24 protein-coding genes and 1 pseudogene are annotated in these 23,140 nt (G+C 66.3%); 14 read left to right on the forward strand and 11 right to left on the reverse strand.

The annotated features are described in order from the left end of the window. Positions 1–112: 112 nt before the first annotated feature. Positions 113–991, reverse strand: a complete 879-nt coding sequence (locus AC1ROX_RS15245) for an FkbM family methyltransferase (RefSeq protein ID WP_493126799.1) — start codon at positions 989–991, stop codon at positions 113–115. A gap of 118 nt (positions 992–1,109) precedes the next feature. Here AC1ROX_RS15245 and AC1ROX_RS15250 point away from each other — a divergent pair, with 118 nt between their 5' ends. From AC1ROX_RS15250 to AC1ROX_RS15260, 3 genes are all read left to right on the forward strand, one after another. After that, entirely contained in the window at positions 1,110–1,961 is an 852-nt protein-coding gene (locus AC1ROX_RS15250) for a TauD/TfdA dioxygenase family protein (RefSeq protein ID WP_493126800.1), read from the forward strand. Next, positions 1,958–2,935: a tripartite tricarboxylate transporter substrate binding protein gene (locus tag AC1ROX_RS15255; RefSeq protein WP_493126801.1), complete on the forward strand. Its 978-nt coding sequence runs from the start codon at positions 1,958–1,960 to the stop codon at positions 2,933–2,935. Before AC1ROX_RS15250 ends, AC1ROX_RS15255 begins: the two co-directional genes overlap by 4 nt. Before the next feature lie 97 nt (positions 2,936–3,032). Beyond that, a complete protein-coding gene (locus AC1ROX_RS15260; RefSeq protein WP_493126802.1) occupies positions 3,033–3,170 on the forward strand; it encodes a hypothetical protein in 138 nt (45 codons plus the stop codon). Between the two features lie 114 nt (positions 3,171–3,284). Here AC1ROX_RS15260 and AC1ROX_RS15265 read toward each other — a convergent pair whose 3' ends face one another. The 3 genes from AC1ROX_RS15265 to AC1ROX_RS15275 form a co-directional block, all read right to left on the reverse strand. Beyond that, the gene (locus AC1ROX_RS15265) at positions 3,285–3,767 is read right to left on the reverse strand and encodes an SRPBCC family protein (protein ID WP_493126803.1); all 483 of its coding nucleotides are present in this window, start codon (positions 3,765–3,767) and stop codon (positions 3,285–3,287) included. A gap of 78 nt (positions 3,768–3,845) precedes the next feature. After that, positions 3,846–4,955, reverse strand: a complete 1,110-nt coding sequence (locus tag AC1ROX_RS15270; protein ID WP_493126804.1) for a hypothetical protein — start codon at positions 4,953–4,955, stop codon at positions 3,846–3,848. A 39-nt stretch (positions 4,956–4,994) separates the two neighbouring features. Beyond that, positions 4,995–5,546, reverse strand: a complete 552-nt coding sequence (locus AC1ROX_RS15275; RefSeq protein WP_493126805.1) for a hypothetical protein — start codon at positions 5,544–5,546, stop codon at positions 4,995–4,997. 232 nt (positions 5,547–5,778) lie between these two features. On the opposite strand from AC1ROX_RS15275, the gene AC1ROX_RS15280 reads away from it, so the two are divergent. Next, complete coding sequence (locus tag AC1ROX_RS15280) at positions 5,779–6,117, forward strand: hypothetical protein (RefSeq protein ID WP_493126806.1); 339 nt, start codon at positions 5,779–5,781, stop codon at positions 6,115–6,117. A gap of 12 nt (positions 6,118–6,129) precedes the next feature. Here AC1ROX_RS15280 and AC1ROX_RS15285 read toward each other — a convergent pair whose 3' ends face one another. Together AC1ROX_RS15285 and AC1ROX_RS15290 are read right to left on the reverse strand one after the other, a co-directional pair. Continuing rightward, entirely contained in the window at positions 6,130–7,092 is a 963-nt protein-coding gene (locus AC1ROX_RS15285; protein WP_493126807.1) for an ABC transporter ATP-binding protein, read from the reverse strand. Further along, a complete protein-coding gene (locus tag AC1ROX_RS15290; protein WP_493126808.1) occupies positions 7,089–8,063 on the reverse strand; it encodes an ABC transporter ATP-binding protein in 975 nt (324 codons plus the stop codon). Before AC1ROX_RS15290 ends, AC1ROX_RS15285 begins: the two co-directional genes overlap by 4 nt. Before the next feature lie 121 nt (positions 8,064–8,184). Between AC1ROX_RS15290 and AC1ROX_RS15295 the strand changes: the two genes are divergently transcribed. From AC1ROX_RS15295 to AC1ROX_RS15325, 7 genes are read left to right on the forward strand one after another with little or no spacing between them, the layout of a single operon-like run. Continuing rightward, the gene (locus AC1ROX_RS15295; RefSeq protein ID WP_493126809.1) at positions 8,185–8,919 is read left to right on the forward strand and encodes a DUF1028 domain-containing protein; all 735 of its coding nucleotides are present in this window, start codon (positions 8,185–8,187) and stop codon (positions 8,917–8,919) included. Beyond that, positions 8,916–9,596: a DUF1028 domain-containing protein gene (locus AC1ROX_RS15300; protein WP_493126810.1), complete on the forward strand. Its 681-nt coding sequence runs from the start codon at positions 8,916–8,918 to the stop codon at positions 9,594–9,596. The genes AC1ROX_RS15295 and AC1ROX_RS15300 overlap by 4 nt, the downstream gene beginning before the upstream one ends. Before the next feature lie 44 nt (positions 9,597–9,640). Continuing rightward, complete coding sequence (locus tag AC1ROX_RS15305) at positions 9,641–11,146, forward strand: ABC transporter substrate-binding protein (protein ID WP_493126811.1); 1,506 nt, start codon at positions 9,641–9,643, stop codon at positions 11,144–11,146. 18 nt (positions 11,147–11,164) lie between these two features. Next, a complete protein-coding gene (locus AC1ROX_RS15310; RefSeq protein WP_493126812.1) occupies positions 11,165–12,079 on the forward strand; it encodes an ABC transporter permease in 915 nt (304 codons plus the stop codon). Between the two features lie 4 nt (positions 12,080–12,083). Next, on the forward strand, positions 12,084–12,926 hold the full coding sequence (locus tag AC1ROX_RS15315; RefSeq protein ID WP_493126813.1) for an ABC transporter permease: 843 nt from the start codon (positions 12,084–12,086) through the stop codon (positions 12,924–12,926). Between the two features lie 16 nt (positions 12,927–12,942). Then, complete coding sequence (locus AC1ROX_RS15320) at positions 12,943–13,761, forward strand: GntR family transcriptional regulator (RefSeq protein WP_493126814.1); 819 nt, start codon at positions 12,943–12,945, stop codon at positions 13,759–13,761. Then, entirely contained in the window at positions 13,758–15,062 is a 1,305-nt protein-coding gene (locus AC1ROX_RS15325; protein WP_493126815.1) for an NtaA/DmoA family FMN-dependent monooxygenase, read from the forward strand. The genes AC1ROX_RS15320 and AC1ROX_RS15325 overlap by 4 nt, the downstream gene beginning before the upstream one ends. 21 nt (positions 15,063–15,083) lie before the next feature. Here the strand turns inward: AC1ROX_RS15325 and AC1ROX_RS15330 are convergent. From AC1ROX_RS15330 to AC1ROX_RS15345, 4 genes and pseudogenes are all read right to left on the reverse strand, one after another. Then, a pseudogene (locus AC1ROX_RS15330) lies at positions 15,084–15,695 on the reverse strand (LysE family translocator). A 13-nt stretch (positions 15,696–15,708) separates the two neighbouring features. Continuing rightward, positions 15,709–15,972, reverse strand: a complete 264-nt coding sequence (locus AC1ROX_RS15335; RefSeq protein ID WP_493126816.1) for a hypothetical protein — start codon at positions 15,970–15,972, stop codon at positions 15,709–15,711. Between the two features lie 5 nt (positions 15,973–15,977). Then, positions 15,978–18,320 (reverse strand): xanthine dehydrogenase family protein molybdopterin-binding subunit, encoded by a 2,343-nt coding sequence (locus AC1ROX_RS15340; RefSeq protein ID WP_493126817.1) that lies wholly within the window; start codon positions 18,318–18,320, stop codon positions 15,978–15,980. Between the two features lie 48 nt (positions 18,321–18,368). Then, positions 18,369–18,515: a hypothetical protein gene (locus AC1ROX_RS15345; RefSeq protein ID WP_493126818.1), complete on the reverse strand. Its 147-nt coding sequence runs from the start codon at positions 18,513–18,515 to the stop codon at positions 18,369–18,371. Positions 18,516–18,601: 86 nt separating this feature from the next. Between AC1ROX_RS15345 and AC1ROX_RS15350 the strand changes: the two genes are divergently transcribed. Continuing rightward, the gene (locus tag AC1ROX_RS15350) at positions 18,602–20,458 is read left to right on the forward strand and encodes a serine/threonine protein kinase (RefSeq protein ID WP_493126819.1); all 1,857 of its coding nucleotides are present in this window, start codon (positions 18,602–18,604) and stop codon (positions 20,456–20,458) included. 30 nt (positions 20,459–20,488) lie between these two features. Here AC1ROX_RS15350 and AC1ROX_RS15355 read toward each other — a convergent pair whose 3' ends face one another. After that, positions 20,489–21,070 (reverse strand): hypothetical protein, encoded by a 582-nt coding sequence (locus AC1ROX_RS15355; protein ID WP_493126820.1) that lies wholly within the window; start codon positions 21,068–21,070, stop codon positions 20,489–20,491. Positions 21,071–21,176: 106 nt separating this feature from the next. On the opposite strand from AC1ROX_RS15355, the gene AC1ROX_RS15360 reads away from it, so the two are divergent. Both AC1ROX_RS15360 and AC1ROX_RS15365 read left to right on the forward strand, forming a co-directional pair. Continuing rightward, entirely contained in the window at positions 21,177–22,094 is a 918-nt protein-coding gene (locus AC1ROX_RS15360; protein WP_493126821.1) for an SAM-dependent methyltransferase, read from the forward strand. A gap of 11 nt (positions 22,095–22,105) precedes the next feature. Next, positions 22,106–23,131 carry an ABC transporter substrate-binding protein gene (locus AC1ROX_RS15365; protein WP_493126822.1) on the forward strand — a complete coding sequence of 342 codons (1,026 nt, stop codon included), beginning with the start codon at positions 22,106–22,108 and terminating at the stop codon, positions 23,129–23,131. The last annotated feature ends 9 nt before the right edge of the window (positions 23,132–23,140 follow it).

The raw sequence follows: 23,140 nt of genomic DNA on the forward strand, positions 1-23,140 counted from the left end.
GTAGCGAGCGTTCCCTTGCAGAGGTTGGGTAAAAGCTGTGATCCGGGAGGGAACAAGACCAATGGGTGCCGCCGCTGCGCGTCCTGCGCGAGGCGGTGCTGGCGAGCGTGGTTTAGAGCGGGCGCCGCGTGAACAGCAGGTCCTGCTGACGCGTCGGCATGGTGTCGATGCGCTGCAGCTTCGCCGGCCGGCGCCACTTCAGGTACCAGTCGAGTTCGTAGTCGTTCTCGATCGCCCAGGCGGAGAAGCCCGCATCGCGCATCTGGTCGAAGACGTCGCGCCAGGCATCGAAGTCGTCGTCGGGACTGGCCTCGACGATGATTTCCATCGTCGGCGGATAGATGGCGATCTGCCCCAGCAGGTGGCGCAGGATCGGCGGCTCGGCGCCCTCGATGTCCATCTTGATCAGCCGCAGCAGGGCCAGCTCGTGCGGCGCCAGGATATGGTCCAGCGGCAGCGCCTCGACCGAGGCCATCAGCGTGCCGCCGCGCGACGCGAGCGTGGTCGCCGCGCCGATATTGGCCTCGTTGACTTCGTAGAGATCGAGCGTGTCCGGCCTGTCGGAGACCGCGGCGTTGACCGCGCGGACGTTGGCGGCGAACGGATTGGCCGCGATGTTCCGCTGCAACAGCGCGAAGGTGCGTGGCGAGGCTTCGATCGCGATGACCGTGCCTTGTGGTCCGACGCGCGAGGCGGCGAGGAGCGTGTCGTAGCCGATGTTGGCGCCGATATCGACGAACACGTCGCCCGGCGCCAGGTTCTGCTCGATGACCCGCGACACGTCCGGCTCCCACACGCCGAAGTGGAGGATCATGCGCTGGATCAGGTCGAGCGGGTTGCAGTGGATCCGCGCGCCGAAGTAGGTCGTGGCGAGATGTTCCGGTTTCAGCATGCGCAGGGCCTTGTTGTAGGCGCGGAACGCGAAGCGGGCGGCGGGAAGCGGCAGGCGCCTGATCGTTCCTACGATCGCTCTGTGCAGGGGCTGATTCATTCCCGGCCTGTATAGCGTGTTTGCGTCGTGTGTTCCGCAGATCGCGGCGGGTTTCTTGACGTCCGAGCCGCCTCGGGCGCAGGTTCCGGAAAATTCATTTCCGGTGAGGACCCGCCCCATGCCGCTTTCCATCAGGCCCCTTTCCCATGCCCTCGGCGCCGAGGTGCAGGGAGTCGATCTGGCCCAGCCGCTCAGCAACTCCGAGTTCGACCAGATCCACCGGACCTTCCTCGAGAGCGGCATCCTGCTGTTCCGCAAGCAGAAGATCACGCGCGAGCAGCATATCGCCTTCAGTCGCCGCTTCGGCGAGCTCGACAATCACGACTCGCTGCCGCGCGACCGGCACCCCGATTATCCCGAGCTGCTGCTGGTGACGAACATCCCCGAGAAGGACGGCAAGCAGTCGGCGTCCAAATACACCGGCCAGCAGTGGCATTCCGACATGTCGTTCACGCCGGTGCCGTCACTCGGTTCGCTGCTGCGCGGCATCACCATCCCGCCGGTCGGCGGCGACACGATGTTCACCAACATGTACCTCGCCTACGACACGTTGTCGGACGGCATGAAGAAGATCGCCGAGGGGCTGCACGGCATCCATACGGGCAGCCGCAAAGTCGACGACCCGAACTCCGACCGCGAGAAGGAGCAGCGCAAGATCAATCCGCCGATCGCCCAGCCGGTGGTGCGCGTGCATCCCGAGACCGGCCGCAAGGCGCTCTATATCGGCGAGAAGGTCTCGTGTTTCGTCGACATGACGCCGGAGGAGAGCCGGCCGCTGATCGACTATCTCGTGCGCCACGCGACGCGGCCGCAGTTCGTCTATCGCCACCAGTGGCAGCAGGACGACATCATCCTGTGGGACAATCGCTGCACCATGCACATCGCGCTGGGCGACTACCAGGAAGGCGAGATCCGCCACCTCGAGCGCACCACCGTCAAAGGCACCCCGTCGGGATATTACCTGCAATGAAGCGCTCTTCCTTCCTGCGGGGCGCCGCCGCCCTCGCATTCGCTCCCGCCGTGGCTCCCGCCATCGTCCGCGCCCAGGGCAGCTATCCCGACAAGCAGATCCGGATGGTGATTCCGTTTGCCGCGGGCGGCACGACTGACCTGATGGCGCGCGCCGTCGGCCAGCATTTCGCGCAGGCCTGGGGCCAACCCGTCGTGGCCGACAACCGCGCCGGCGCCAACGGCGTCGTTGCGGGCGAGATCGTCGCCAAGGCGCCGGGCGATGGCTACACGCTCACCGTTGTGGCGATGGGCCATGCCATCAATCCGCTGATCTACAAGAAGCTGCCCTACGATGGCGTGAACGACTTCACGCCGATCAGCCTGCTTGCGACCTTCCCGCAGCTTGTGCTGGTGCATCCGTCGGTAAAGGCGAACACGCTGCCGGAGTTGATCCAGCTCGCGAAGACGGCATCGCCGCCGCTCACCTATGCCTCGGGCGGTAACGGCTCTTCGCAGCATCTGGCCGGCGCGCTGTTTGCCCACATGGCCAAGCTGAACCTGACGCATGTCGCCTACAAGGGCGGCAATCCCGGCCAGCTCGACCTGATGGCGGGCAACGTCAACATGATGATCACGCAGCCCAACTCGAAGGAGCTGATCACCACCGGCAAGATGCGCGCCCTGGCCGTCAGCTCGGCCAAGCGCAGCCAGTATTATCCCGAGCTGCCGACGGTCGCCGAAGCGGGCGTGCCTGGCTACGAGTCGGTGGCCTGGTACGGGCTCCTTGGCCCCAAGGGCATGCCGCCGGAGCTGGTGAAGAAGATCGCCGACGAGACCGTGAAGGCCTGCGCGACGGAAGGCGCCAAGTCCGTTGTCGCTGCCCAAGGCGGCGACATGGTTGCCGGCACGCCGGCCGAGTTCGCCGACTTCATCGTGGCCGAGCGCAAGCGCTACGAGGCGATCGTGCGCGAAGCCAACATGACGGTCGAATAACGCCGCCCGTCACCGCGTTCCGGCGGGCGGTGCCTGACGGCTCGTATCGGAGCCGACACCGGGCTGCCCTGCGCTCGGCGCACCGGGCGATGACGGCGTGGGGCTGACAGGCGAGGCGGTGCTGGGTGAAGGAGCCGAGGGCGTCGGCGACGGAACGGTCGGCGAGGTACCGGCCGGCGCCGGCGAGGTCGACATGCCGCCGCTGCTGGCGCCTGCACCGCCCGACTGCGCGTGAACCGTGCCGGCGATGGTGCCGCAGGCGACAATGGCGAGGAGTGTCTTCCTGATCATCGGGTCCTCCAGGGGTTTTTGACTAAACCCCTGGAGGACGCCGGCGTTGCATCGGTGGTCAGAGGGTCGCAGCCAGGGCGGCGAGCTGGTCGGTGCAGATGCCCCAGCCGACATGGAAGCCCATCTTCTCGTGGGTCTCGCGGTCCTCGACCGTCCAGTGGCGGACGCGGGCGGTGTAGAGCGTCTTGTCGCCCTGCTTCTCGAAGGTGAGGATGACGGTCATGAACGGCTTGGCCGAAGGCTGCCACGCCTCGGTGAAGGCATCGGTGAAGACCAACCGTTCGTTGGGCACGACTTCGAGATAGATGCCGCGATTGGGCATGTCCTGGCCGTCGGGCCCGCGCATCACGATCAGGCTGGAGCCACCGGGCCGCACATCCGTCTCGACCACCGGCGTTTCGTAGGGCTTGGGCGCAAACCACTGCTTCATCAGCGCCGGCTCCGTCCAGCAGCGATAGAGCTTCTCGCGCGGCGCGTCGATCAGGCGGGTGAGGACGAGTTCACGATCGTTTTCCGGGGCGTTGGCAGGCGTGGCAGTCATTTCAGGCTCCAAGTGAGGTCGTTCTGTCCCAAGGACGAGCGACCTCGTCCCATCCCGACATCGACTTCGATATTTTGTTCAGGGGGAGCTGAATGAGCCGGGTGTCACGCCGCCATATTCGTGGCTTACCCGGCCGTTCCAGCCATAACCGATATAGCCGCCGGCTGCGTCGTAGAGGTAATCGAAGCCCTCCAGGAACATGCGGCCGGTGTTCACGAAGACGTTCGCGTCGTGCACCACCTCGACCCGCTCGGGATGGAGCGGGTTGCCGCGCCGTCCGACCCTGAATTCGTAGAAGGCAGGCTGTGGACGCTGGCGGTCCGGCATGAAGAGTTCGATGCGCGTGCCTTCGGGCGCACGCTCACCGCGCCGGAGCCGCGTGCCCGGCGGCGGCGAGAGGAACATGTAGGGGAGGCCGGTATCCATCAGCATCGTGCCCTGACCCGCGACCCCGTCGACCGAGACTGTCATGGGCGCGCCGTTCCAGTCCGGCACACCGGACGGATGCGCCTTGGGCGTCAGCTTCACGAAGGCCATGTGACGGGTGAGGTTGGGCGTCATGCCGAGATGCACGCCGGTGCGGGTAATGACGTAGCCTTGGCGCACCGAACTCACCGGCCGACCGGAGGCCAGTGAAACGAGGCTGACGAAGGGGTTCTTCGGTGACGTATTGTCGGCGGTCGCCTGGGCCGAACCGCGATCGAAGCCGATGCCCATGAAGCCGACATTGCGCGGTTCGGATTCCGGCCGGCAGTCGCGGGCATGTTCGAGGCAGGTGATCTCCTTGACGCGCAGCACCTGCACGCGGGCCGTGGCGACCGGCGTGTGCTCGTGGCGATGGATCACGACGTCCGTCAGCCAGTGCTCGCCGCTCAGGACCCGGCCGCTGCTGTTGTAGACCAGCCGTCCCGGCCCTTGCGATACGTCCCTCGGCCCGGGAATGAAGTGCTCGGCCGAGACGACGATGCCGGTCGAGCCCGTATCCATGCCGAACCAGCGCGGCCGCGCGCCGTTCAGTCCCAGCCAGATCTGCGGCACATGGTGCAGGGAGATGGGGCCGTTGGCGAAGGGGATCTCGATCGCCTCCAGCCCTTCATACGTGCGCCATGGCTCTTGCGCCTGCGCAACGGCTGGCGCGGACAGGCAAAGCGAGAGAATTGCCGCAAGAGCCTTCAGGGGGCGAGACATCGGGAATCCTTCTTCAATCGGGTCGTCATCAGTCGGTCGTCATTCGGGCAGATCGAAGCCCTGGTCATCGGTCTTGATGCCGGCCTGCTCGAACCAGTCCGGGCCGAGCAGGCTGACCGGCTTGCCGGTGCACTTCAGATTGGCGATCTGCTTGCCGTCGCGTTCGACGGCGATGCCGGCTTTCTCGCGCGTCTCGCCGCGCGGCCCCCATTTGCCGATGCCGGTATAGACGACGTAGGCGTACGGCTTTGCCGGGAGGCGCAGCCAGGCGCCGCCGCCGCCGGAGAAGGCCAGGGTCTCACCGGTCGCTGCCCGAGGCGGAGGAACCTGAGACGCCGGGAGGACCAGTTCGAGCGCCTCGCTCGAATCGGGCTTGCCGCTTCGGTATTGCAGGTAGCCTTTGTCCGGAGCGGCATCCTTCGAGGCGCAGACGGACACGAGCCGCGTGGCGCCGGTGCGGCAGGAGAAGACGGTCGTCTCGCCCGGCGTGCAGAACGAGGTCTGCGCCGTCCTGGCGGTGTTCTGAGCGGTCGCGGGCAGGGCGGGGACGAGGAGGAGCGCAATGATGCTGTAACGATAGAGGGCAATCATGGCGACGCTCCGGTTTGGGGGAGCAGTCATAGAGGAGAGGACTAGGAAAGTCTCCGGCCCAACGCGAAAAGACCCGCTCGGGCAGATGCCGGGCGGGCCTTTACGAGCTCACCGGTACATCCGCGGTTCAACTCGTGTGGCCAAGAAACGCTCGCCACTGCAAATGGTTGCGCCGGGTGTTCGAGTCACAAGATAGACGCAACTATTGCAGCGCACCCATCGTTGAGCCTGCATGAGCGACAGCACCACTCTGGAGGATATCAGTCCTTACCTGGTTCTTGGCCAGGCCGACGACGTTGGGCAGCCGATCGTGGAAACGGCGCGCGCGCTGCACGATCTCATCGTCACCTTTCCCCCGCAGGGCCATTACTCGGTCCGCACGGTCGAGGATGAATGCGGTCCGGCCATCCATTGTGCCTTCGAGCGCAAGAGCGATGCGGATCGACTGGCCGCGACGGTGGGGGCAATCGAAGTTGCACGCTATGAGAGTTATCGCAGCGAACGGGCCTTCTTTCTCGACGAGACAGCCACACGCAAGATACGCCGCGCACTCGAACACCGCCGAACCTAGAGCTACGACGCTTTAGGCTGCCAGATGGCAGGCGACGTTACGACCGTCGACTTGACGCAGGACCGGCATCTCGATCCGGCAGCGGTCGGTGGCCAGCGGACAGCGCGGATGGAAGGCGCAGCCGGAAGGCGGGTCCATCGGGCTCGGGATCTCGCCCTGCATGGCGGCGCGGCGGCGCGGGCGGCCCGGGCGAGGAACCGGAACGGCGGCTAGAAGCGCCTCTGTGTAGGGATGCAACGGATGACGGTAGATCGTCTCCTTGTCGCCGATCTCGACGATACGGCCGAGATACATGACGGCGACGCGATCGGCGATGTGTCGCACGATCCTGAGATCGTGTGAGACGAAGACGTAGCTCAAGCCGCGGTCCCGCTGCAGATCACGCAGCAGGTTGACGACCTGGCCCTGGACGGAGACGTCGAGCGCCGACACCGGCTCGTCGCAGACAATCAGGGCCGGATCGAGGGCGAGCGCGCGGGCGATGCCGATGCGTTGGCGCTGGCCGCCGGAGAACTGATGTGCGTAGCGCGTGCCATGCTCGGGAGCGAGCCCGACCATGGCGAGGAGCGCGGGAGCACGCTCGCGGCATTCCTTGCGCGAGACGCCGGCCAGCCGGAGCGGTTCGGTGACGATCTCCTGGACCTGCATCCGCGGATTGAGTGATCCGTAGGGATCCTGGAAGATCATCTGGAAGCGCCGCCGCAACGCCTGAAGCTCGGCGCCTTCCGCTGAGGCGACATTCTTGCCGTCGAAGACCACCGAGCCTGCCGTCGGCTCGAGCAGCCGGATCAGCAGGCGACCCAAGGTCGACTTGCCGCATCCGCTTTCACCCACCAGGCCCAGCACCTCGCCGCGCGCCACCGAGAGATCGACATCCTCGACCGCGCGCACCGTACCGACCTGGGCAATGCCCAGCGGTCCGCCCAGGACGGGAAAATGCTTGGTGAGGCCGCGGGCCGCCAGGAGCTCGGTCATCGTGCGACCGCCAGCGGCTTGAGGCAGGCGGCGGCATGGTCGGGCGCAAGCGACAGCAGAGGAGGCTCCTCGGCTCGGCAGGCCGCGATGGCCTGCGGGCAGCGCGGCTCGAAGCGGCAGCCGGGGAGCAATGTCGCCGGCATGGGCACCGAGCCCTCGATGACGGCCAGCCGGTCGCCTGCGTCGTCATCGTCGCTCGGCATGCAGCGCAGCAGGGCGGCGGAGTAGGGGTGCGCCGCCGCGCCGAACAGCTTCGTGGTCTCGGCGTGCTCGACCACCCGGCCTGCATACATGACCACGACCCGATGGGCCTGCTCGGCGACGACACCGAGATCGTGGGTGATGAACAGGACGCCCATGCCGAATTCGGCTTGCAGGTCGGCGAGAAGGTCCGTGATCTGCGCCTGGATGGTCACGTCGAGCGCGGTCGTCGGTTCGTCGGCGATCAACAGCGCAGGATCGCAGGCGAGCGCCGCCGCAATCATCACGCGCTGGCGCATGCCGCCCGACATGCGGTGCGGATAGTCGTCGTAGCGCCGCGCTGCCGAGGGAATGCCGACGCGGTCGAGCAACGCGATGGCGCGTGTCCGTGCATCACGCCGGGAAAGGCCGCGATGGAGCCGCAACGGCTCGGCGACGTGGGCGCCGATCGACAGCAACGGATTGAGCGAGGACATCGGCTCCTGGAAGATCATGGCGATGCGATTGCCGCGGATCGCGGCCATCTCGCGCTCACCGAAATGCGCAAGGTCGCGGCCCTCGAAGCGGATGGCGCCGCGTGTCACCCGGCCCGGTTCCTGCAGGAGCCGCATGATGGCCAAGGCCGTGACGCTCTTGCCACTGCCGCTCTCACCCACAAGGGCGACGGTTTCGTGAGCATCGACGGTGAAGCCAACGCCCTCGACGACCGTGGTCGCGTTCTCCGCGGGCCCGAAGGTGACGGCGAGGTCTTCGATTTCCAGCAGCGCCATGAAGAAGAAAGGCTCCCTTCGGGGTTCTACAAGCCAGAATGTCTAAATGACCGGACAATTAGACATTGAGTCGTACAATAGGGCGCTTTAGGCTTGGAGCAAGGCACGAACAGGAGAAGCAATGTTGGGGCCATTGGGCGAAGAGTTCTCGACGTTCGCGATTTCGGCGCGCTGCGCGGAGACGGGAAAGTTCGGCGTGGCGATATCGACGCGGCCCATGGCCGTCGGCACGCGCTGCCCCTTCGTCCGGCCCGGCCTCGGCGTCGTGGTGACCATGGCCACCACCGATCCGCGACTGGGCCCGCTCGGCTTGCGTCTGCTCGGCCTCGGCTATTCGGCGGCGAGGACGCTCGAGGAAATCGCGGCCAGCGATCCGCATATCGAGCACCGCCAGATCTCGGTGATCGATCGCGACGGCAATGCCGTTGCCAGGACGGGCGCGGCCAACAGCGACTGGTCGGGCCATTTCTGCGAGCCCGGCATGGTGGCGATGGGCAACGGCCTGATCTCCGAACGCACAGCTTCGGCGATGGCCGAGACCTTCAGGAAGATGAAGGGCGACGATCTCGAGGCGCGGCTGATGTCGGCGCTCGAAGCGGGCCGAGATGCCGGCGGCCAGCATGGCGGCCAGCATTCGGCGGCGCTCATCGTCTATCGGACGCAGGAATATCCGCTGGTCGACCTGCGCGTCGACGAGCACGACGAGCCGATCGGGGAACTGCGCCGCATCTTCGATCTCTATCGCCCGCAGATCGAATACTACGAGACGCGGCCCTGGCAGCCGACGGCGCTGGGTGTCGTCGAGGATTGGGTCGAGGCACGCGCCAAGGCAAAGGCGGCCGGGGGCAAGCCATGACCTTCACCGTCGTCGGCCGCTGCCCACGGACCAAGATGCTCGGCGTCGCGATGGCGACGCACGCGCCGGCCGTGGGCAATCGTTGCCCCGTCGTCATCCCGCGCATGGCGGCCGCCTCGGTGCAGTCGATCGCCGATCCGAGGCTCACCCTGCTCTGCACCAAGCTGATGGGGCTGGGATACCATGCCGGTAAGATCATCCACGAGCTCGAGAGCAGCGACCCCAACGCGCCGCTGCGCCAGATCGGCGTCGTCGACGCCTGGGGCAACGCGGCAGCCATGACCGGCTCGGAGAACGGCAGCTATGCCGGCCACATCATCGGCAAGGGCTGGCTGGTGATGGGCAACGGCATCGTCGGCCCACAGGTCACCGAGGCAATGGCCGAGTCGATGCGAACGACCGGCGAGGAATTGCTCGAGGAGCGGCTGGTGCGTGCGGTGGAGGCGGGCGGGCGCGCCGGTGGCCAGGCCGATGGGCATTTCTCCTCTTCGATCCTGGTCTACGGTGACGAGCCTTTCGCCTATATCGACCTGCGCGTCGACGTGCACGAAGAGCCGATCGGCGAGCTGCGCCGGATCTTCGAATGGTTCCGTCCCTTGCTGCCCTATTACAGCGAGCGACCCTACAACCCGCGCCTGCCGCGGGATGATCGCTGGCGCGATCAGCAGGAAAAATAAAGCGGAGGAAATAAAAACAGGGAGTCATCGAAGAGGAGGTGTGAATGCGTGAGGTCCTGAGAACAGCTCTGGCGGCATTTTTTGCCGTCGCCGTCGGCGCGTCTTCCGCGCAGGCGCAGAAGGACAAGGACATGCTGGTGGTGGGCGCCTCGCTTTTCACCGATTCGATCGCGCCCACGGGCGGCGCCTATATCACCTTGAGCCTGTGCTACCAGACCTGGGAGCCGCTGGTCGCGCGCGACAACGATGACCAGCTGGTGCCGGCACTGGCCGAGAAATGGGAGGCGATCAGTCCGACGCACTGGCGCTTCTTCCTGCGCAAGGGCGTGAAGTGGCATGACGGCACGCCGTTCACGGCCGCCGACGTCAAGTTCACGATCGACTATGTCATCGATCCGAAGCAGGTCTACGCGCGCAAGACGCGCATCGCCGGCGTCACGAGCACCGAGGTCGTGGACGATCATACCGTCGACATCAAGACCAGCTCGCCGGCGCCGCTGCTGCTGCGCGGCCTCGCGGACATTCCGATCGAATCCAAGGCCCATACCGAGAAGGTGGGACAGGGCGAGGCACACAAGAAGCCGATGGGCACCGGCCCATGGAAGTACGTCAACTGGGTGGCCGGCGACCGCTATGACCTGGCCGCCAACGACGCCTATTGGGGCGGTGCGCCGGCGATGAAGAAGCTGCGTATCCGCGCGATCCCAGAAGGTGCGACACGCGTCGCCTCGCTGGTCGCGGGCGAGACCGACATCATCGAGGAGATTCCGGTGGACCTCCTGCCGTCGGTCGAGAAGCGCAGGAACCTCAAGATCGACGCCGTCGAATCGTCGGTGAGCCTCGTGCACACGTTCGACACCCGCAAGCCGCCCTTCAACGACGTCCGCGTGCGGCTGGCGCTCGACTACGCCATCGACAAGCAGGCACTGCTGAAGCAGATGCTGGGAGGCTACGGCTCGGTGCTGGACGGTCAGCTCGTGACCAAGGCCACGTTCGGCTACAACCCCAACCTCAAGTCTCGTCCCTACGATCCGGCCAAGGCCAAGGCGCTGCTGGCGGAGGCGGGCTTTCCCAAGGGCTTCGAGAACAAGATCAACACCCTCTCCGGTCGTTATCTCTCCGACGTCGACATCGCCAATGCCGTCGCCGGCATGATGACGGCGGTCGGCGTCAAGACGAGCGTCAACGTTGTCGAGGGGGGCGTGTGGTCCCAGCTCGACCGCTCGCGCGAGCAGGGACCGATGTACCAGGTCGGCTGGTTCAGTGTCGGCGACGCCGATTTCAATACCGTCTGGTACACAGAGGCGAGCAAGCGCAACTACTGGACCAGCACGGAGTTCGACAGGCTGTGGCTGGAGGGGCGCTCGACCATGGACGAGGCGGCCCGGCTGAAGGCCTACAATCGCATGATGGAGATCATGCACGAGGAGCTGCCGTCGATCTTCCTGGTCGGTCTGCCGCGCATCTCGGGCCGCAACGAGAAGGTCTCCGGCTGGCAGCCTTCGCGCGATTCACTGCTGCGCCTGCACAAGGTGAGCGTGAAGCCGTGATGTCCGCAGGAAGCTGACATGCGCTACCTGATGCGACGCCTCCTGCTGGTGCCGGTCCCGCTGGTCTTCGTCATCGCCTTCGTCTTCGTCGTGCTGAGGCTGACGGGCGATCCGGTGGCGATCTATCTCGGGCTCGACGCGACGCCCGAGCAGGAGGCCGTGCTGCGCGCCGAACTGCATCTCGACAAGCCGATTCCGGTGCAGTTCGGCTACTTCCTGTTGGGCCTGGTGCAGGGCGACTTCGGAACGTCGATCCAGTTCAAGCGGCCGGCCATGGAGATCGTGGCCGAGCGATTGGGATCGACGCTTCAGCTGCTCGCCCTGAGCCTGCTGCTCGCGATCGTGCTCGGCGTGCTGGGCGGCGTCGCCTGCGCGGTGCGGAAGGACAAGATTCCCGACTTCGTCATCTCGATGCTGGCGGTCGTCGGCCAGTCCATGCCCAGCTTCTGGCTGGGCATCCTGCTGATCCAGCTCTTTGCGCTCGACCTGCAATGGCTCCCGACCTCGGGGCAGGGCGGCTGGGAGCATATGGTCCTGCCGGTGGTGACCCTCGCGACATTCCTGGTGCCCAATTTCATCCTGGTGACGCGCGTGAGCGTGCTCGAGACCATGCGCGAGCAGTTCGTCGTCACGGCGCGTGCCCGCGGCGCGGGGCCCGTCCGGGCGCTTTGGCTGCACATCCTGCCCAATGCCCTCAATCCGGTGGTGAGCCTGGTCGGCCTGCAGCTCGGTCGCCTGATGGGCGGCGCGGTGGTCACCGAATCGATCTTCGCCTGGCCGGGCGTCGGCCGGCTGATGGTGAGCGCCATCTTCCAGCGCGACGTACCGATCGTGATCGCCGCCGTGTTCATCGTCGCCGTCACCATCGTCTTCGCCAACCTCCTGGTCGATCTGGTGCAGGCCGCCATCGACCCGCGCATCCGGCTGCGGTGATGCGATGAAGTGGTTCGGTCCGAAACTGAAGATCCAGATCGGCGTCACGCTGGTGCTGGTCATGTGCGTGCTGGCGGTCTTCGCGCCGTTGCTGGCGCCGCACGATCCCTATGCGCAGAACCTCATGCTGCGGCTGCGCCCGCCGGTCTGGGAAGCGAAGGGAAGCTGGACCTATCCGCTGGGCACCGACAATTTCGGCCGGGACCTGCTGTCGCGCCTGATCTACGGCTCGCGGCTCTCCATTGCCGTCGGCCTGATGGCGATGCTGGTGGCGCTCACGTTCGGCACGACGCTAGGCCTGGTCGCAGGCTATCTCGGCGGTCGCACCGAGCAGGTCATCATGCGCTTTGCCGATGGCTACCAGGCGATCCCCGAGATCCTGCTGGCGATCGTGGTGGTCGCGGTGTTCGGCGGCGGTGTCGTCGTGCTGGTCCTGGTGCTGGGGTTCGCCGGCTGGGAAAGTTATACGCGCGTCGCCTTCAACCTGACGCGATCGTTGCGCGAGCGGCCGTTCGTCGAGGCGGCGGTGGCGTCGGGAGCGGGCGGGCGCTACGTGATGTGGCGGCACATCCTGCCGCAGATGTCGCCGGTGCTGACGGTGATCGCGACCCTGCAGGTCGGCCAGCTCATCCTGCAGGAGACGGCACTGAGCTTCCTCGGCCTCGGCCTGCCGCCGCCGACCGCGACATGGGGCAATATCCTGGCCGAAGGGCGCGACCGGCTGCTGGTCGCGCCGTGGATCGCCAACCTCGCCGGCATCGCCATCGTGCTGCTGGTGCTGGGCGTGAACCTGCTGGGCAACGGTCTGCGCGAAACGCTCGATCCGCGGCGCGCGGACCGGCGATAAAAAACAAGGAGAGGAAATGCGTCGAGATCCGGTTCCGGCCTACTACAGGATCTACCAGGTTCTGAGCGAGCGCATCGCCACGCGCGTCTACCGACTGGGCTCCCAACTTCCGACCGACGCCGAGCTGATGGCCGAGTTCGGCGTCAGCCGTCACACCGCGCGCTCGGCGGTGGAGGAACTGGTGTCGCGCAAGCTGGCGCGCCGCTTCCCGGGCCGCGGTACCTTCGTGCTGGAAAGCGACCCCGAGAGCCGCGACTGGAGCGCGCGCGCGCTGGAGGATCTCAGGATCCATGATCCCGACGCGCGCTTCGACCTGCATGGCATCGACCGCTTGCCCGAGCATGGTGACGATCGGGTGGCGGCGCTTCTGGAAGCGCCGTCGAGCCGGGGTATCCTGCGCATCTCCTGGAGCCGCGTGCGGCCAACCGGTCCGATCGCCTTCTGCAGGGCGTACCTGCCGCAAGGCCTGGCGGAGCGGCTGCCGTCCGACATTGCCGAGCAGATGTTGTCGGCGCAGGTCATCCCGCTGATCGAGAAATATTGCGGCGTCCAGGCCTTCCGCGTGCAGCAGGCCTCTTCGGCGGTCGCCGCCGATGCCGAGCTGGCCAAGCGCCTGAAAGTCGAGACCGGCGCCCCCCTGCTGCTGCTCCAGCGCACTTACTTCGATGTCGAGGGCGTGGCGATCTACTACTCGGACCTCTACGTCCGGTCCGACCGCTTCGTTCACAAGATCGAGCTTTTCCGCCACCGCCAGCAGGTCGAGCTGGCGCGTCCAGTGCCGGCCGGTCCGGAGGCGGCGACCACCAAACATCGTAGCGTGAGGTCTCAGTCATGAAGAAGCCGTTCCATCTGGCGTGGTTCCTGTCCCAGGGTTATGGCCCGAAGAGCTGGCGCAGCGAATTTCCCGGCAGCGACCTCAATCGCTGGATGATGCCCGACATCTTCGTCGACCTCGCCAAGGGCATGGACCGGGCCTGCTTCGACTACATGATCATCGAGGATTCCTCGAACGTGCCCTATACCTACCAGGGCTCGCACAATTCCTATCTCCAGTACGCGGCGAGCGCTCCCAAGCTCGATCCCGCCGTGCTGGTGCCCTATCTCGCGATGGCGACCAAGACGGTCGGCATCGTGCCCACGCTGTCGGTGTCGGAATATCCGCCCTACCTGCTGGCGCGCCTGGTCAACTCGCTCGACCATACGACCGAGGGCCGCATCGGCTGGAACTGTGTGACCGGCAGCAACGACGGCGCGGCGCAGAATTACGGCCATGACAAGCACCGGCCGCACGACGAGCGTTACGACGTGGCCGACGAGTTTGCCGACGTGGTGACGAAGCTCTGGGAGGCGTGGGAGCCGGACGCGGTCGTGCTCGACCGCGAGAAGCCGATGTTCGCCGACGGCTCGAAGGTCCATGCCATCCACCACGAGGGCAAGTACTTCAAGGTGCGCGGGCCGATCAACGCGCCGCGCTCGCCGCAGGGACGGGTGCCGATCTGCCAGGCCGGCGGGTCTCCGCGCGGCCAGCAATTCGCCTCGCGCTGGGCCGATACCATCATCACCGAAGGCGGCGGCAGCATCGAGAGCATGAAGGCCTATCGCGACAAGGTTCGACGGCAGGCTGCCGAGTACGGCCGCAATCCCGACGACATAAAGGTTCTGTTCCTGGCCCATCCGATCATCGACGTCAGCATGGAGGCGGCCCGCGACCGCGGACGGATGGAAGCGGCCGAGGCGGAGAAGCATCTCGACCTGCACCTGTCGGGCATGTCGCGGCTGACCGGCATCGATTTCTCGAAGTTCGACCTCGACGAGCCGCTGCCTTCCCATCTCACGACCAACGGCCACCAGTCGTCGCTCGCCAAATGGATCGGCAAGACGCCGCGTTCGATCCTGCAGAGCTACTCGCGCAAGGGCGGCATCGACTTCACCGGCACCCCCGACTATGTCGGCGGCCTGATGGAGGAGATCATGCAGGAAGTGGGCGGCGACGGCTTCCTGATCTTCAACAGCTACTTCGACCGCCGCTACATCATGGAAGTCTGCGACGGTCTGGTGCCGGAACTGCAGCGCCGTGGCGTGACGCGCAAGCAGTACGCCCACAAGCACCTACGGGATAACCTGCTGGAGTTCTGATACTCCGCGGGGCCGGAGATCCTATCTCTCCGTCAGGGCCAGCTTGGCACCCAGGGCTACGAAGGCGGCGGCGAAGGTCCGCCGCATCCAGGTGACGATTGCCGGGCGCGACAGGACCTGGCGACGCACCGAAGCGGCGAACAGTCCGTAGATCACGAAGACGACGAAAGTCACCAGCATGAACACGCCGCTGAGGGCGAGCATGTCGGGCAGGGCGTGAGGATCGTCGGCGTGGACGAACTGGGGCAGGAAGGCGAAGAAGAAGATCGAAAGCTTGGGATTGAGCAGGTTGATCAGTACGGCATGGACCGTGACCTGTAGATCGGAGCGCGGCGCCTCGTCGTTCTCGAGGCTCAGAGGCCCGCGTTCACGCCACGCGCTCCACGCCATGTAGAGCAGATAGGCGACACCGGCCTACTTGAAGAGGTCGAAGGCGAGTGCGCTGGCGTGCAGGAGCGCCGCCAGCCCCAGGATCGCTGCAGCGAGATGGGGCACGATGCCCAATGTGCAGCCGAACGCCGCCACGATGCTGGCCCGGGGGCCGCGCGACAGGCCGGCCGCCAGCGTGTAGAGCACGCCGGTGCCGGGCGAGGCCACGATGACCAGCGTCGTGATCAGGAATTCGACCGACACCGGAAGCCCCGGATCAGAGGATGCCGAACAGGCGGGCGACGCGCTGCACGGCCTGCCAGGCCGGGTCGAGCGTCGCGAAGGTGCGGGCCATTTCGTTGGCGTCGTTCAGGAGCGCCTTGAGCTTGACGTCGCTCGGCTCGTCCTTCTCCGCTTCCAGCCGCGCCTCCTCGAAGAGGGCGCGCAGCTCGCGCATCTCCTCGCTGTAGTCGGCATCGATCGCCTTCACCGAGTTGGCGAGGGCGGTGGCGAGATTCGGGTCGTTCGTCTGGTCGGTCATACTCTCTACGCTGCTTTCCTGGTGCGATGGGCGTCGATAGCCGCCCACAGAGACGACGCCGTGACAGGCATATCAATATGCTTCAGCCCGGTGTGCGGATGGATCGCATCGACGATGGCGTTGATGACTGAGGGTGGAGCGCCGATGGCGCCGGCCTCGCCCGCGCCCTTCACGCCCAGCGGATTGGTCGTGCACAGGCTGTTGTGCATGTCGAACTTCACGTGCGGCACCACGTCGGCTCGGGGCAGGGCATAATCCATGAACGAGCCGCTCATGAGCTGGCCGGAATCGTGATCGTAGATGGTCTTCTCGGTCAGCGCCTGGCCGACGCCCTGGCCGACTCCGCCATGGACCTGACCCTGCAGCAGCAGCGGATTAAGCGCCGTGCCGAAATCGTCCATGATCGAGTAGTTCAGGATCTCGAGCGTGCCGGTGTCGGGATCGATCTCGAGTTCGCAGACATGGCAGCCGTTGGGGAAGGTCGCAGCCTCAGGCGTGCGCGTGAAGGCGTCGTCGAGGCCGGGCTTGCCGCCTTCCGGCACGTGCTTCGGATCCTTGGCGGCGCGCGCCACGTCGAACAGGCTCATCGTGCGGTCGGTGCCGACGATGCGGAAGGTCGCGTCGGCATATTCGATGTCGCCGGCCGCTGCTTCCATCGCCGAGGCGGCGACCAGCTTGCCCTTTTCGATGATGTTGTCGCTGACGCCCAGCACGGCAGCACCTGCGACCGGGATCGAGCGGCTGCCGCCGGTCATGCCCTCGGGCGTGAAGTCCGAATCGCCCTGCACGATGCGGATGCGGTCGGCGTCGACGCCGAGGCGCGCCGACATGATCTGCGTGAAGGCCGTCTCATGGCCCTGGCCATTGGTCTGGACGCCCACGAAGACGGTGATCGTGTCGTCCTCGTTGAACTTGGCGATGGCGCTTTCCGGCGCGCCGCCCGAGCACTTCTCGACATAGGTGGCCATGCCCATGCCGCGCCACTTGCCCTTGGCCAGCGACGCCGCGCGACGGGCGGGGAAGCCGTTCCAGTCGGCCTTCTCCATGCCCTTCAGCATGACATTGTCGAAGTCGCCCGAATCGAAGGTGTCGCCCAGCGCCGTATTCCAGGGGATCTGGTTCGGCTTCACGAGGTTGCGCTTGCGGATCTCGGCCGGTCCAAGCCCGGTCTCGCGGCCGATATGGTCGACGAAGCGCTCCAGCAGGTAGGCCGCCTCGGGCCGGCCGGCGCCGCGATAGGCGTCGGTCGGCACGGTGTTGGTCATCACGCCCTTCACATTCACGTAGATCGCGGGCGTCTGGTAGAGGCCGGCCAGCATGCCGCTGCCGGCCATGGTCGGGATGAAGGCGCCGAAATGGCTGAGATAGGCGCCGAGCGCGGCATGGGTCGTGACCCGGAGGCCGAGGAACTTGCAATCCTTGTCGAGCGCCATCTCGGCCAGGGAGACATGATCGCGGCCCTGCACGTCCGAGAGAAAGGCCTCCTGGCGATCGGGAATCCACTTCACTGTGCGCTTCAGCTCGCGGCTCGCCCAGACGACCAGCGGATATTCCGGGTGCACGAAGATCTTCATGCCGAAGCCGCCGCCCACGTCGCCGGTGCGGACGCGCAGCTTGGGCTGGCCGATCTTCAGGATCATGTCGGCGACGACCGGGCGGATGACGCTGACGCCCTGCGAGGAGACCCAGAGGGTCGAGCGGTCGTCGGTCGGATCGTACTCGCAAATGGCGCCGCGCGGCTCCATCGAGTTCACGACCAGCCGGTTGTTCACGATCTCGAGCTTCACGACCCGGTCGGCCTTGGCAAAGGCGGCCTCGGTGCGTGCGCGGTCGCCCATCTCCCAGTCGAAGACGAGGTTGCCCTTGATATGGTCGTGGACCAGCGGCGCTCCTGGTTGGGAAGATTCGAAGGTGCCGACCGTGTGGGGACGAGCCTCGTAGTCGACCTCGATCAGTTCGGCGGCGTCCTTGGCCTGCTCCAGCGTCTCTGCCACCACCAGCGCCACCGGATCACCGACATGGCGCACGCGGTCCTGGGCCAGCATCGGCCGCGGTGTCTCGCCCCTCGGGGTGCCGTCGCGGTTGGTGATGGGAACAAGGCAGGGCAGGTCGCCGTAGCCGGCGGCCTTCACGTCCTCGCCGGTCAGGACCAGCAGGACCCCGGGCGCCTTCTTTGCAGCCGATGTGTCGATGCTCTTGATGTCGGCATGGGCATGCGGTGAGCGCAAGACATAGGCCCGGGCGGCCGGCGCCGAGAGCTTGGTGTCGTCGGTATAGCGACCGCCGCCAGTGAGGAGCCGCGGGTCCTCGACCCGACGTACTGACTGACCAATGCCGAACTTCGCCATGAAATTCCTCCGTGTTGTCCGGAGGTTAGCCCGCCATGAGGGGGCTCGCTACAGGATCGTCCAGACGAAACCGACCACCACGACGAGGATGCCGGCGCCTAGACCCAGCCAGGTTCCTGCGGTGGGCACGCGGATTTCCGACTCGTAGACGGTGGGAGTCGGCTCTTCATCGAGGATCTTGAAAGCCCGTGCCATGGAGACCTCGCTGCACTGCCATTCCTCTGGCGCTGTCTGAGGAACGCCGGCCCCGTCCGAACGTTGCCGGGTGGGGCAGGTGCGAGATGCATGTCAAAGACGACGATACCGGCGAAAAGCCTGCCGAACCGGCCGATCAGGGGGCCGCCGATCCGGCGGCCTTCGTCGACTATGTGGCGCTGGCGCCCGGCCGCGTGGTCGGCCGCTACGAGGTACTGGAGGTGCTGGGGCAGGGTGGCTTCGGGATCACCTATCGCGTCCGCGACACCCAGCTCGATCGCGAAGTCGCCCTGAAGGAATACCTGCCGCCGGCGCTGGCGATCCGCCAGGACGGCGCCTCGGTCCTGCCGCGCTCCACCGAAGTGGCCGAGGATTTCTCCTGGGGTCGCGAGCGTTTCGTGGCCGAAGGCCGGACCTTGGCCAGCCTCCATGAGGCGCCGGCCATCGTGAAGGTGTTCGACTTCGTCGAGGCCAACGGCACCTCCTACATGGTCATGGAGCTGGTGCGCGGCGGCACGCTCGAGGAACGGGTAAAGGCGAAGGGCCCACTGTCACCGCATGAGGTCGACACGTTTCTGCCGCCACTGCTCGAGGGATTGCAGCAGGTCCACGAGACGGGATTCCTTCATCGCGACATCAAGCCCGGCAACATCCTTCTGAGCGAGGCCGGCGTCCCGACACTGATCGATTTTGGCGCGGCGCGGCTGGCCATTGCCGGGCGCTCGTCGACCATGACGGCGATCTTCACGCCGGGCTACGCCGCGCCTGAGCAATTCACCACCGGCAAGCAGGGGCCGTGGACGGACATTTATGGCCTCTCGGCGACACTGCATCACGCCATCACCGGCAAGGCGCCGCCCAGTGCCTTCGATCGGCTGCTCGAGGATACGTACCAGCCGCTGAGCGGCTTGCAGCTCCCTGGCTTCTCGCCGCAGCTGCTGGCCGGCATCGATGCCGGACTGGCGGTGCGCTTCGACGAGCGGCCGCAGACGATCGCTGCCTGGCGTGCCTTGCTGGGCGGGCCGATGGCCGATGCCAATGCGACGATGGTCATGCCGCAGCCAACGGCGCCGCCCACGCCTCCGACACCGCCGACGCCACCCACACCGCCGACCCCGCCCAGCACGCCCGCGGCGCTCGCGATTGCCCCACAGCCGCGCTCCCGCTGGAAGCCGATCGCAATCGGCGTCATCGCGGTAGCGCTGCTGGCACTGGCGAGCGGCTATTACTTCCTGACGCCGCCACCTCAACAGCAGGCGCAGTCGACCGAGGCCGTTGCCGCCGCGCCGGCGGCCGCACCGACCGCCGAGGCCGATCCGGCCGTTGCCGCGCGTGAAGGCGAGGAGGCGCTGCAGCTCATTCCCGCCGACCGGCAGCGGATCCAGGCCGTGCTGACCTCACTGGGCTACGACACGCGCGGCACCGACGGCACGTTCGGTCAACGCTCGCGCGAGATGATCGCCGCTTGGCAGAAAGCGAAGGGGCATACGGGGACCGGTTACCTCACCGCAGCGCAGATGCCGGCCTTGCTGCGCGATGCACCGTCGGCAGCCGCTGGCCGACCTGCGGCGTCGAGTCCGGCGCCGCACAATGCGATGTCGCCGTCTCCGAGGACCGGCGCTGGCGCCTATGACGGCGTCTACGGCGGCGGCATGTCCACCACGGGCTTTGCCGAATTGCCGGGAGTCGTGTCGGCAGAACTGAGCATTTCCGGCGGTCAGCTGATCGGCCGGGTAATCCAGCCCGGTTGCGGCACCTCGGCCGTCTCGCTTACCGTCTCGTCGAGCGGCGACATTTCGGGCAGTGGCCGAATCTATGAAGGTCAGGACTGTTCGATGGGTGGCTTCACCGCGGCCGGCAAGGCGTCCGGTGACCGCGTCACCCTCGAACTGCGCACGACGGGCGGCGCGATGCGCGGCAGCCTGGGGCGCCGAGGCGGCTGACGATCCGCGCCGGCGCCCATTATCCAGTCGTTACTTCTTCGGCGAGATCGCGACGACCAGCACCGACGTGTCGATGGCCGTCAGATTGTCGCCGGTCTTGACGCGGGGAAGCTGCGCGCGGCCTTCCGCGGTGGCCGCCGAGTAGGTCTGGACCTCCCCGCCGGTGGGATTCACGACCGAGATCGTGCCGGCCGAGGGATTGACGCCCGTGACCCACCAGTTGGCGACGGTCTGGTCGGCCATGACACCGGCGGCGCGGTTGCCGGACGTAGCCGCTGCCGTGACGTTCAGGTCGCGGTCGCGCGGCGTTGCGGCATTGGGGCCGGACAGCACGAAGGTGAGCTTGTTCTCGAACGCCGCGGATACGGCGTCGCCGACCTTGCTGGTGTCCATCTTGACGCCGGGGCCGACGTTGGCGGTCAGCGAACGGCCGGCCGGGCCGGTGAAGGTCACGGTGCGCTTGACCGGATCGATGGCGGTGATCGTCGCGTCGACCGAGTAGGTGGTGACCGTCGAGATGCCGACGATCGGCTGGCTCTGCGCGAATGCGGCACCGGTGGTCGCAATCGACCCGGCGAGCACTGCGGCGATCAGGAACCGTTTGGTGAACATGAAACTCTCCCTCCGTTGTTACGCGACGCTAGCATGAGGTTTGCCGGATTTTCCATGGCCGGCCTGTTACGGTGACGTTGAATATGTTCAATCTCAGAGCGACGCCGTGACCACCGCCTATCTTGCCGCCGACGGATTCGAAAGCCAGTTGCGCGAAGAACTGGCCCGCGCCGGTGTCGGGATCCGTGCCGAACATGGCCGCCTGCTCCTGTCCGACGCACCGGAGCATGAGGCCGCGTGGGCCGCCAACATCTGGCGCGACTGCAGCGAGCTGCCGGTCGCCTCGATCGGCACGGCGGCGAAATCGCTGCGCGACATCCAGCGTAATTGGGCGATGTACGCACCGCTGCATCATCGTCGTGCAGCGCTCGTCCAGGAAAAGCTGCCGCACGTCTCCGCCAAGCCGGTCGTCTTTCCCACAGCAGCGCCGACGGCACCGCTCGGCTCATGGACCTTGCTGGCGCCCGACCGGATGCTGGCCGCCGCACAGTGCAGCTCGCCCTTCGCCAACGGCGAGGTCGAGCTGGTCGAGGACAAGGTCGGACCGCCGAGCCGCGCCTATCTGAAACTGTGGGAGGCGCTGGTGCGCCTGCGCCGCTGGCCGCAGCCCGGTGAGCGCTGCCTCGATCTCGGCGCCTGTCCCGGCGGCTGGACCTGGGTGCTGGCGAAGCTGGGCGCGCACGTCATCGCCATCGACAAGGCGCCGCTCGATCCCAAGGTCGCGGCGATGCCGGGCGTCGAGTGGCGGGGCGAGAGTGCGTTCGCGCTCGAACCGGCCGGCATCGGCCCTGTCGATTGGCTGTTCTCCGACGTGATCTGTTACCCGGCGCGGCTGTTCAAACTAGTTGAGCGTTGGCGGGCCTCCGGCTTGGTGAAGAACTTCGTCTGCACCATAAAATTCCAAGGCGAGACCGACCACGAGACGGCAGCTGCCTTCGCCGGGTTGCCGGGGGCACGAGTCGTGCATCTGCATTACAACAAGCACGAGCTGACGTTCATGCTATGCTTTTCCGAAGGGAATTGAGGGAGCCTGGAATGCTGAAGTCCATTCGCATCGCCGCCGCGCTGATGGTGCTCGCAACACCGGTGCTCGCGCAGCAGAAGACGCTTACCGTCGCGGCCTATGGCGGCGTCTGGGACAGCCACCTGCGCAAGGAGGTCTTCCCCGAGTTCGAGAAGAAGCACGGCGTGAAGGTTGAATATGTCGCCGGCAACTCCACCGACACGCTCGCCAAGCTGCAGGCGCAGAAGGGCAACCAGGTGATCGACGTCGCCATCATGGACGACGGCGTGATGTACCAGGCCATCCAGCTCGGCTTCTGCGCGCCGATCCAGGGCCTCGACAAGGCCGAGCTCTATCCGTCGGCCCTGTTCAAGGACGACAAGGCGGTCGCCGTCGGCCAGACGGGCACCGGCTTCATGATCAACACCAAGGTCTTCAAGGAGAAGGGCTGGCCGGTCCCGACCTCGTGGAACGACCTGAAGGACCCGAAGTTCAAGAAGCAGCTGGTGATCCCGCCGATCAACAACACCTACGGGCTCTACACGCTGATGATGTACGCCCGCATGAACGGCGGCGGCGAGAAGAACATCGAACCGGGCTTCAAGGTGATGAAGGCCGACATCAATCCCAACGTCCTCGTCTACGAACCCTCGCCGGGCAAGATGACGGAGCTGTTCCAGTCGGGGCAGGCCAATATCGCCGTGTGGGGCACCGGCCGCGTCCAGGCCTTCGCCAACACCGGCTTCCCGGTCGACTTCATCTATCCCAAGGAAGGCTCGCCGATCCTGCTCGCCTCGGCCTGCCCGGTCGCCAAGGCCTCGGTCAATCCGCTCGCCCACGAGATGATCAAGCTGCTGGTGTCGGCGCCGATCCAGACCGGCATGGCCAAGGAGATGGGCAACGGCCCGGTCAACACCAAGGTCGACGTCAACATGCCGGAGCTCAAGATGGCGCCGGTCGGCGAACGCGCGAAGCTGATCATCTCGCCTGACTGGGACGCAATCAACGCGGCCCGTGACGACTGGACCAAGCGCTGGAACCGCGAGGTCGAGCGCTAAGCTTCAGAG

Source organism: Reyranella sp. GW821-FHT14A01 (assembly GCF_058803965.1).

Coding starts and splice junctions, on each gene's coding strand:
- AC1ROX_RS15245 (WP_493126799.1), bottom strand. CDS start 991: ATGAATCAGCCCCTGCACAGAGCGATCGTAGGAACGATCAGGCGCCTG.
- AC1ROX_RS15250 (WP_493126800.1), top strand. CDS start 1,110: ATGCCGCTTTCCATCAGGCCCCTTTCCCATGCCCTCGGCGCCGAGGTG.
- AC1ROX_RS15255 (WP_493126801.1), top strand. CDS start 1,958: ATGAAGCGCTCTTCCTTCCTGCGGGGCGCCGCCGCCCTCGCATTCGCT.
- AC1ROX_RS15265 (WP_493126803.1), bottom strand. CDS start 3,767: ATGACTGCCACGCCTGCCAACGCCCCGGAAAACGATCGTGAACTCGTC.
- AC1ROX_RS15270 (WP_493126804.1), bottom strand. CDS start 4,955: ATGTCTCGCCCCCTGAAGGCTCTTGCGGCAATTCTCTCGCTTTGCCTG.
- AC1ROX_RS15275 (WP_493126805.1), bottom strand. CDS start 5,546: ATGATTGCCCTCTATCGTTACAGCATCATTGCGCTCCTCCTCGTCCCC.
- AC1ROX_RS15280 (WP_493126806.1), top strand. CDS start 5,779: ATGAGCGACAGCACCACTCTGGAGGATATCAGTCCTTACCTGGTTCTT.
- AC1ROX_RS15285 (WP_493126807.1), bottom strand. CDS start 7,092: ATGACCGAGCTCCTGGCGGCCCGCGGCCTCACCAAGCATTTTCCCGTC.
- AC1ROX_RS15290 (WP_493126808.1), bottom strand. CDS start 8,063: ATGGCGCTGCTGGAAATCGAAGACCTCGCCGTCACCTTCGGGCCCGCG.
- AC1ROX_RS15295 (WP_493126809.1), top strand. CDS start 8,185: ATGTTGGGGCCATTGGGCGAAGAGTTCTCGACGTTCGCGATTTCGGCG.
- AC1ROX_RS15300 (WP_493126810.1), top strand. CDS start 8,916: ATGACCTTCACCGTCGTCGGCCGCTGCCCACGGACCAAGATGCTCGGC.
- AC1ROX_RS15305 (WP_493126811.1), top strand. CDS start 9,641: ATGCGTGAGGTCCTGAGAACAGCTCTGGCGGCATTTTTTGCCGTCGCC.
- AC1ROX_RS15310 (WP_493126812.1), top strand. CDS start 11,165: ATGCGCTACCTGATGCGACGCCTCCTGCTGGTGCCGGTCCCGCTGGTC.
- AC1ROX_RS15315 (WP_493126813.1), top strand. CDS start 12,084: ATGAAGTGGTTCGGTCCGAAACTGAAGATCCAGATCGGCGTCACGCTG.
- AC1ROX_RS15320 (WP_493126814.1), top strand. CDS start 12,943: ATGCGTCGAGATCCGGTTCCGGCCTACTACAGGATCTACCAGGTTCTG.
- AC1ROX_RS15325 (WP_493126815.1), top strand. CDS start 13,758: ATGAAGAAGCCGTTCCATCTGGCGTGGTTCCTGTCCCAGGGTTATGGC.
- AC1ROX_RS15335 (WP_493126816.1), bottom strand. CDS start 15,972: ATGACCGACCAGACGAACGACCCGAATCTCGCCACCGCCCTCGCCAAC.
- AC1ROX_RS15340 (WP_493126817.1), bottom strand. CDS start 18,320: ATGGCGAAGTTCGGCATTGGTCAGTCAGTACGTCGGGTCGAGGACCCG.
- AC1ROX_RS15345 (WP_493126818.1), bottom strand. CDS start 18,515: ATGGCACGGGCTTTCAAGATCCTCGATGAAGAGCCGACTCCCACCGTC.
- AC1ROX_RS15350 (WP_493126819.1), top strand. CDS start 18,602: ATGCATGTCAAAGACGACGATACCGGCGAAAAGCCTGCCGAACCGGCC.
- AC1ROX_RS15355 (WP_493126820.1), bottom strand. CDS start 21,070: ATGTTCACCAAACGGTTCCTGATCGCCGCAGTGCTCGCCGGGTCGATT.
- AC1ROX_RS15365 (WP_493126822.1), top strand. CDS start 22,106: ATGCTGAAGTCCATTCGCATCGCCGCCGCGCTGATGGTGCTCGCAACA.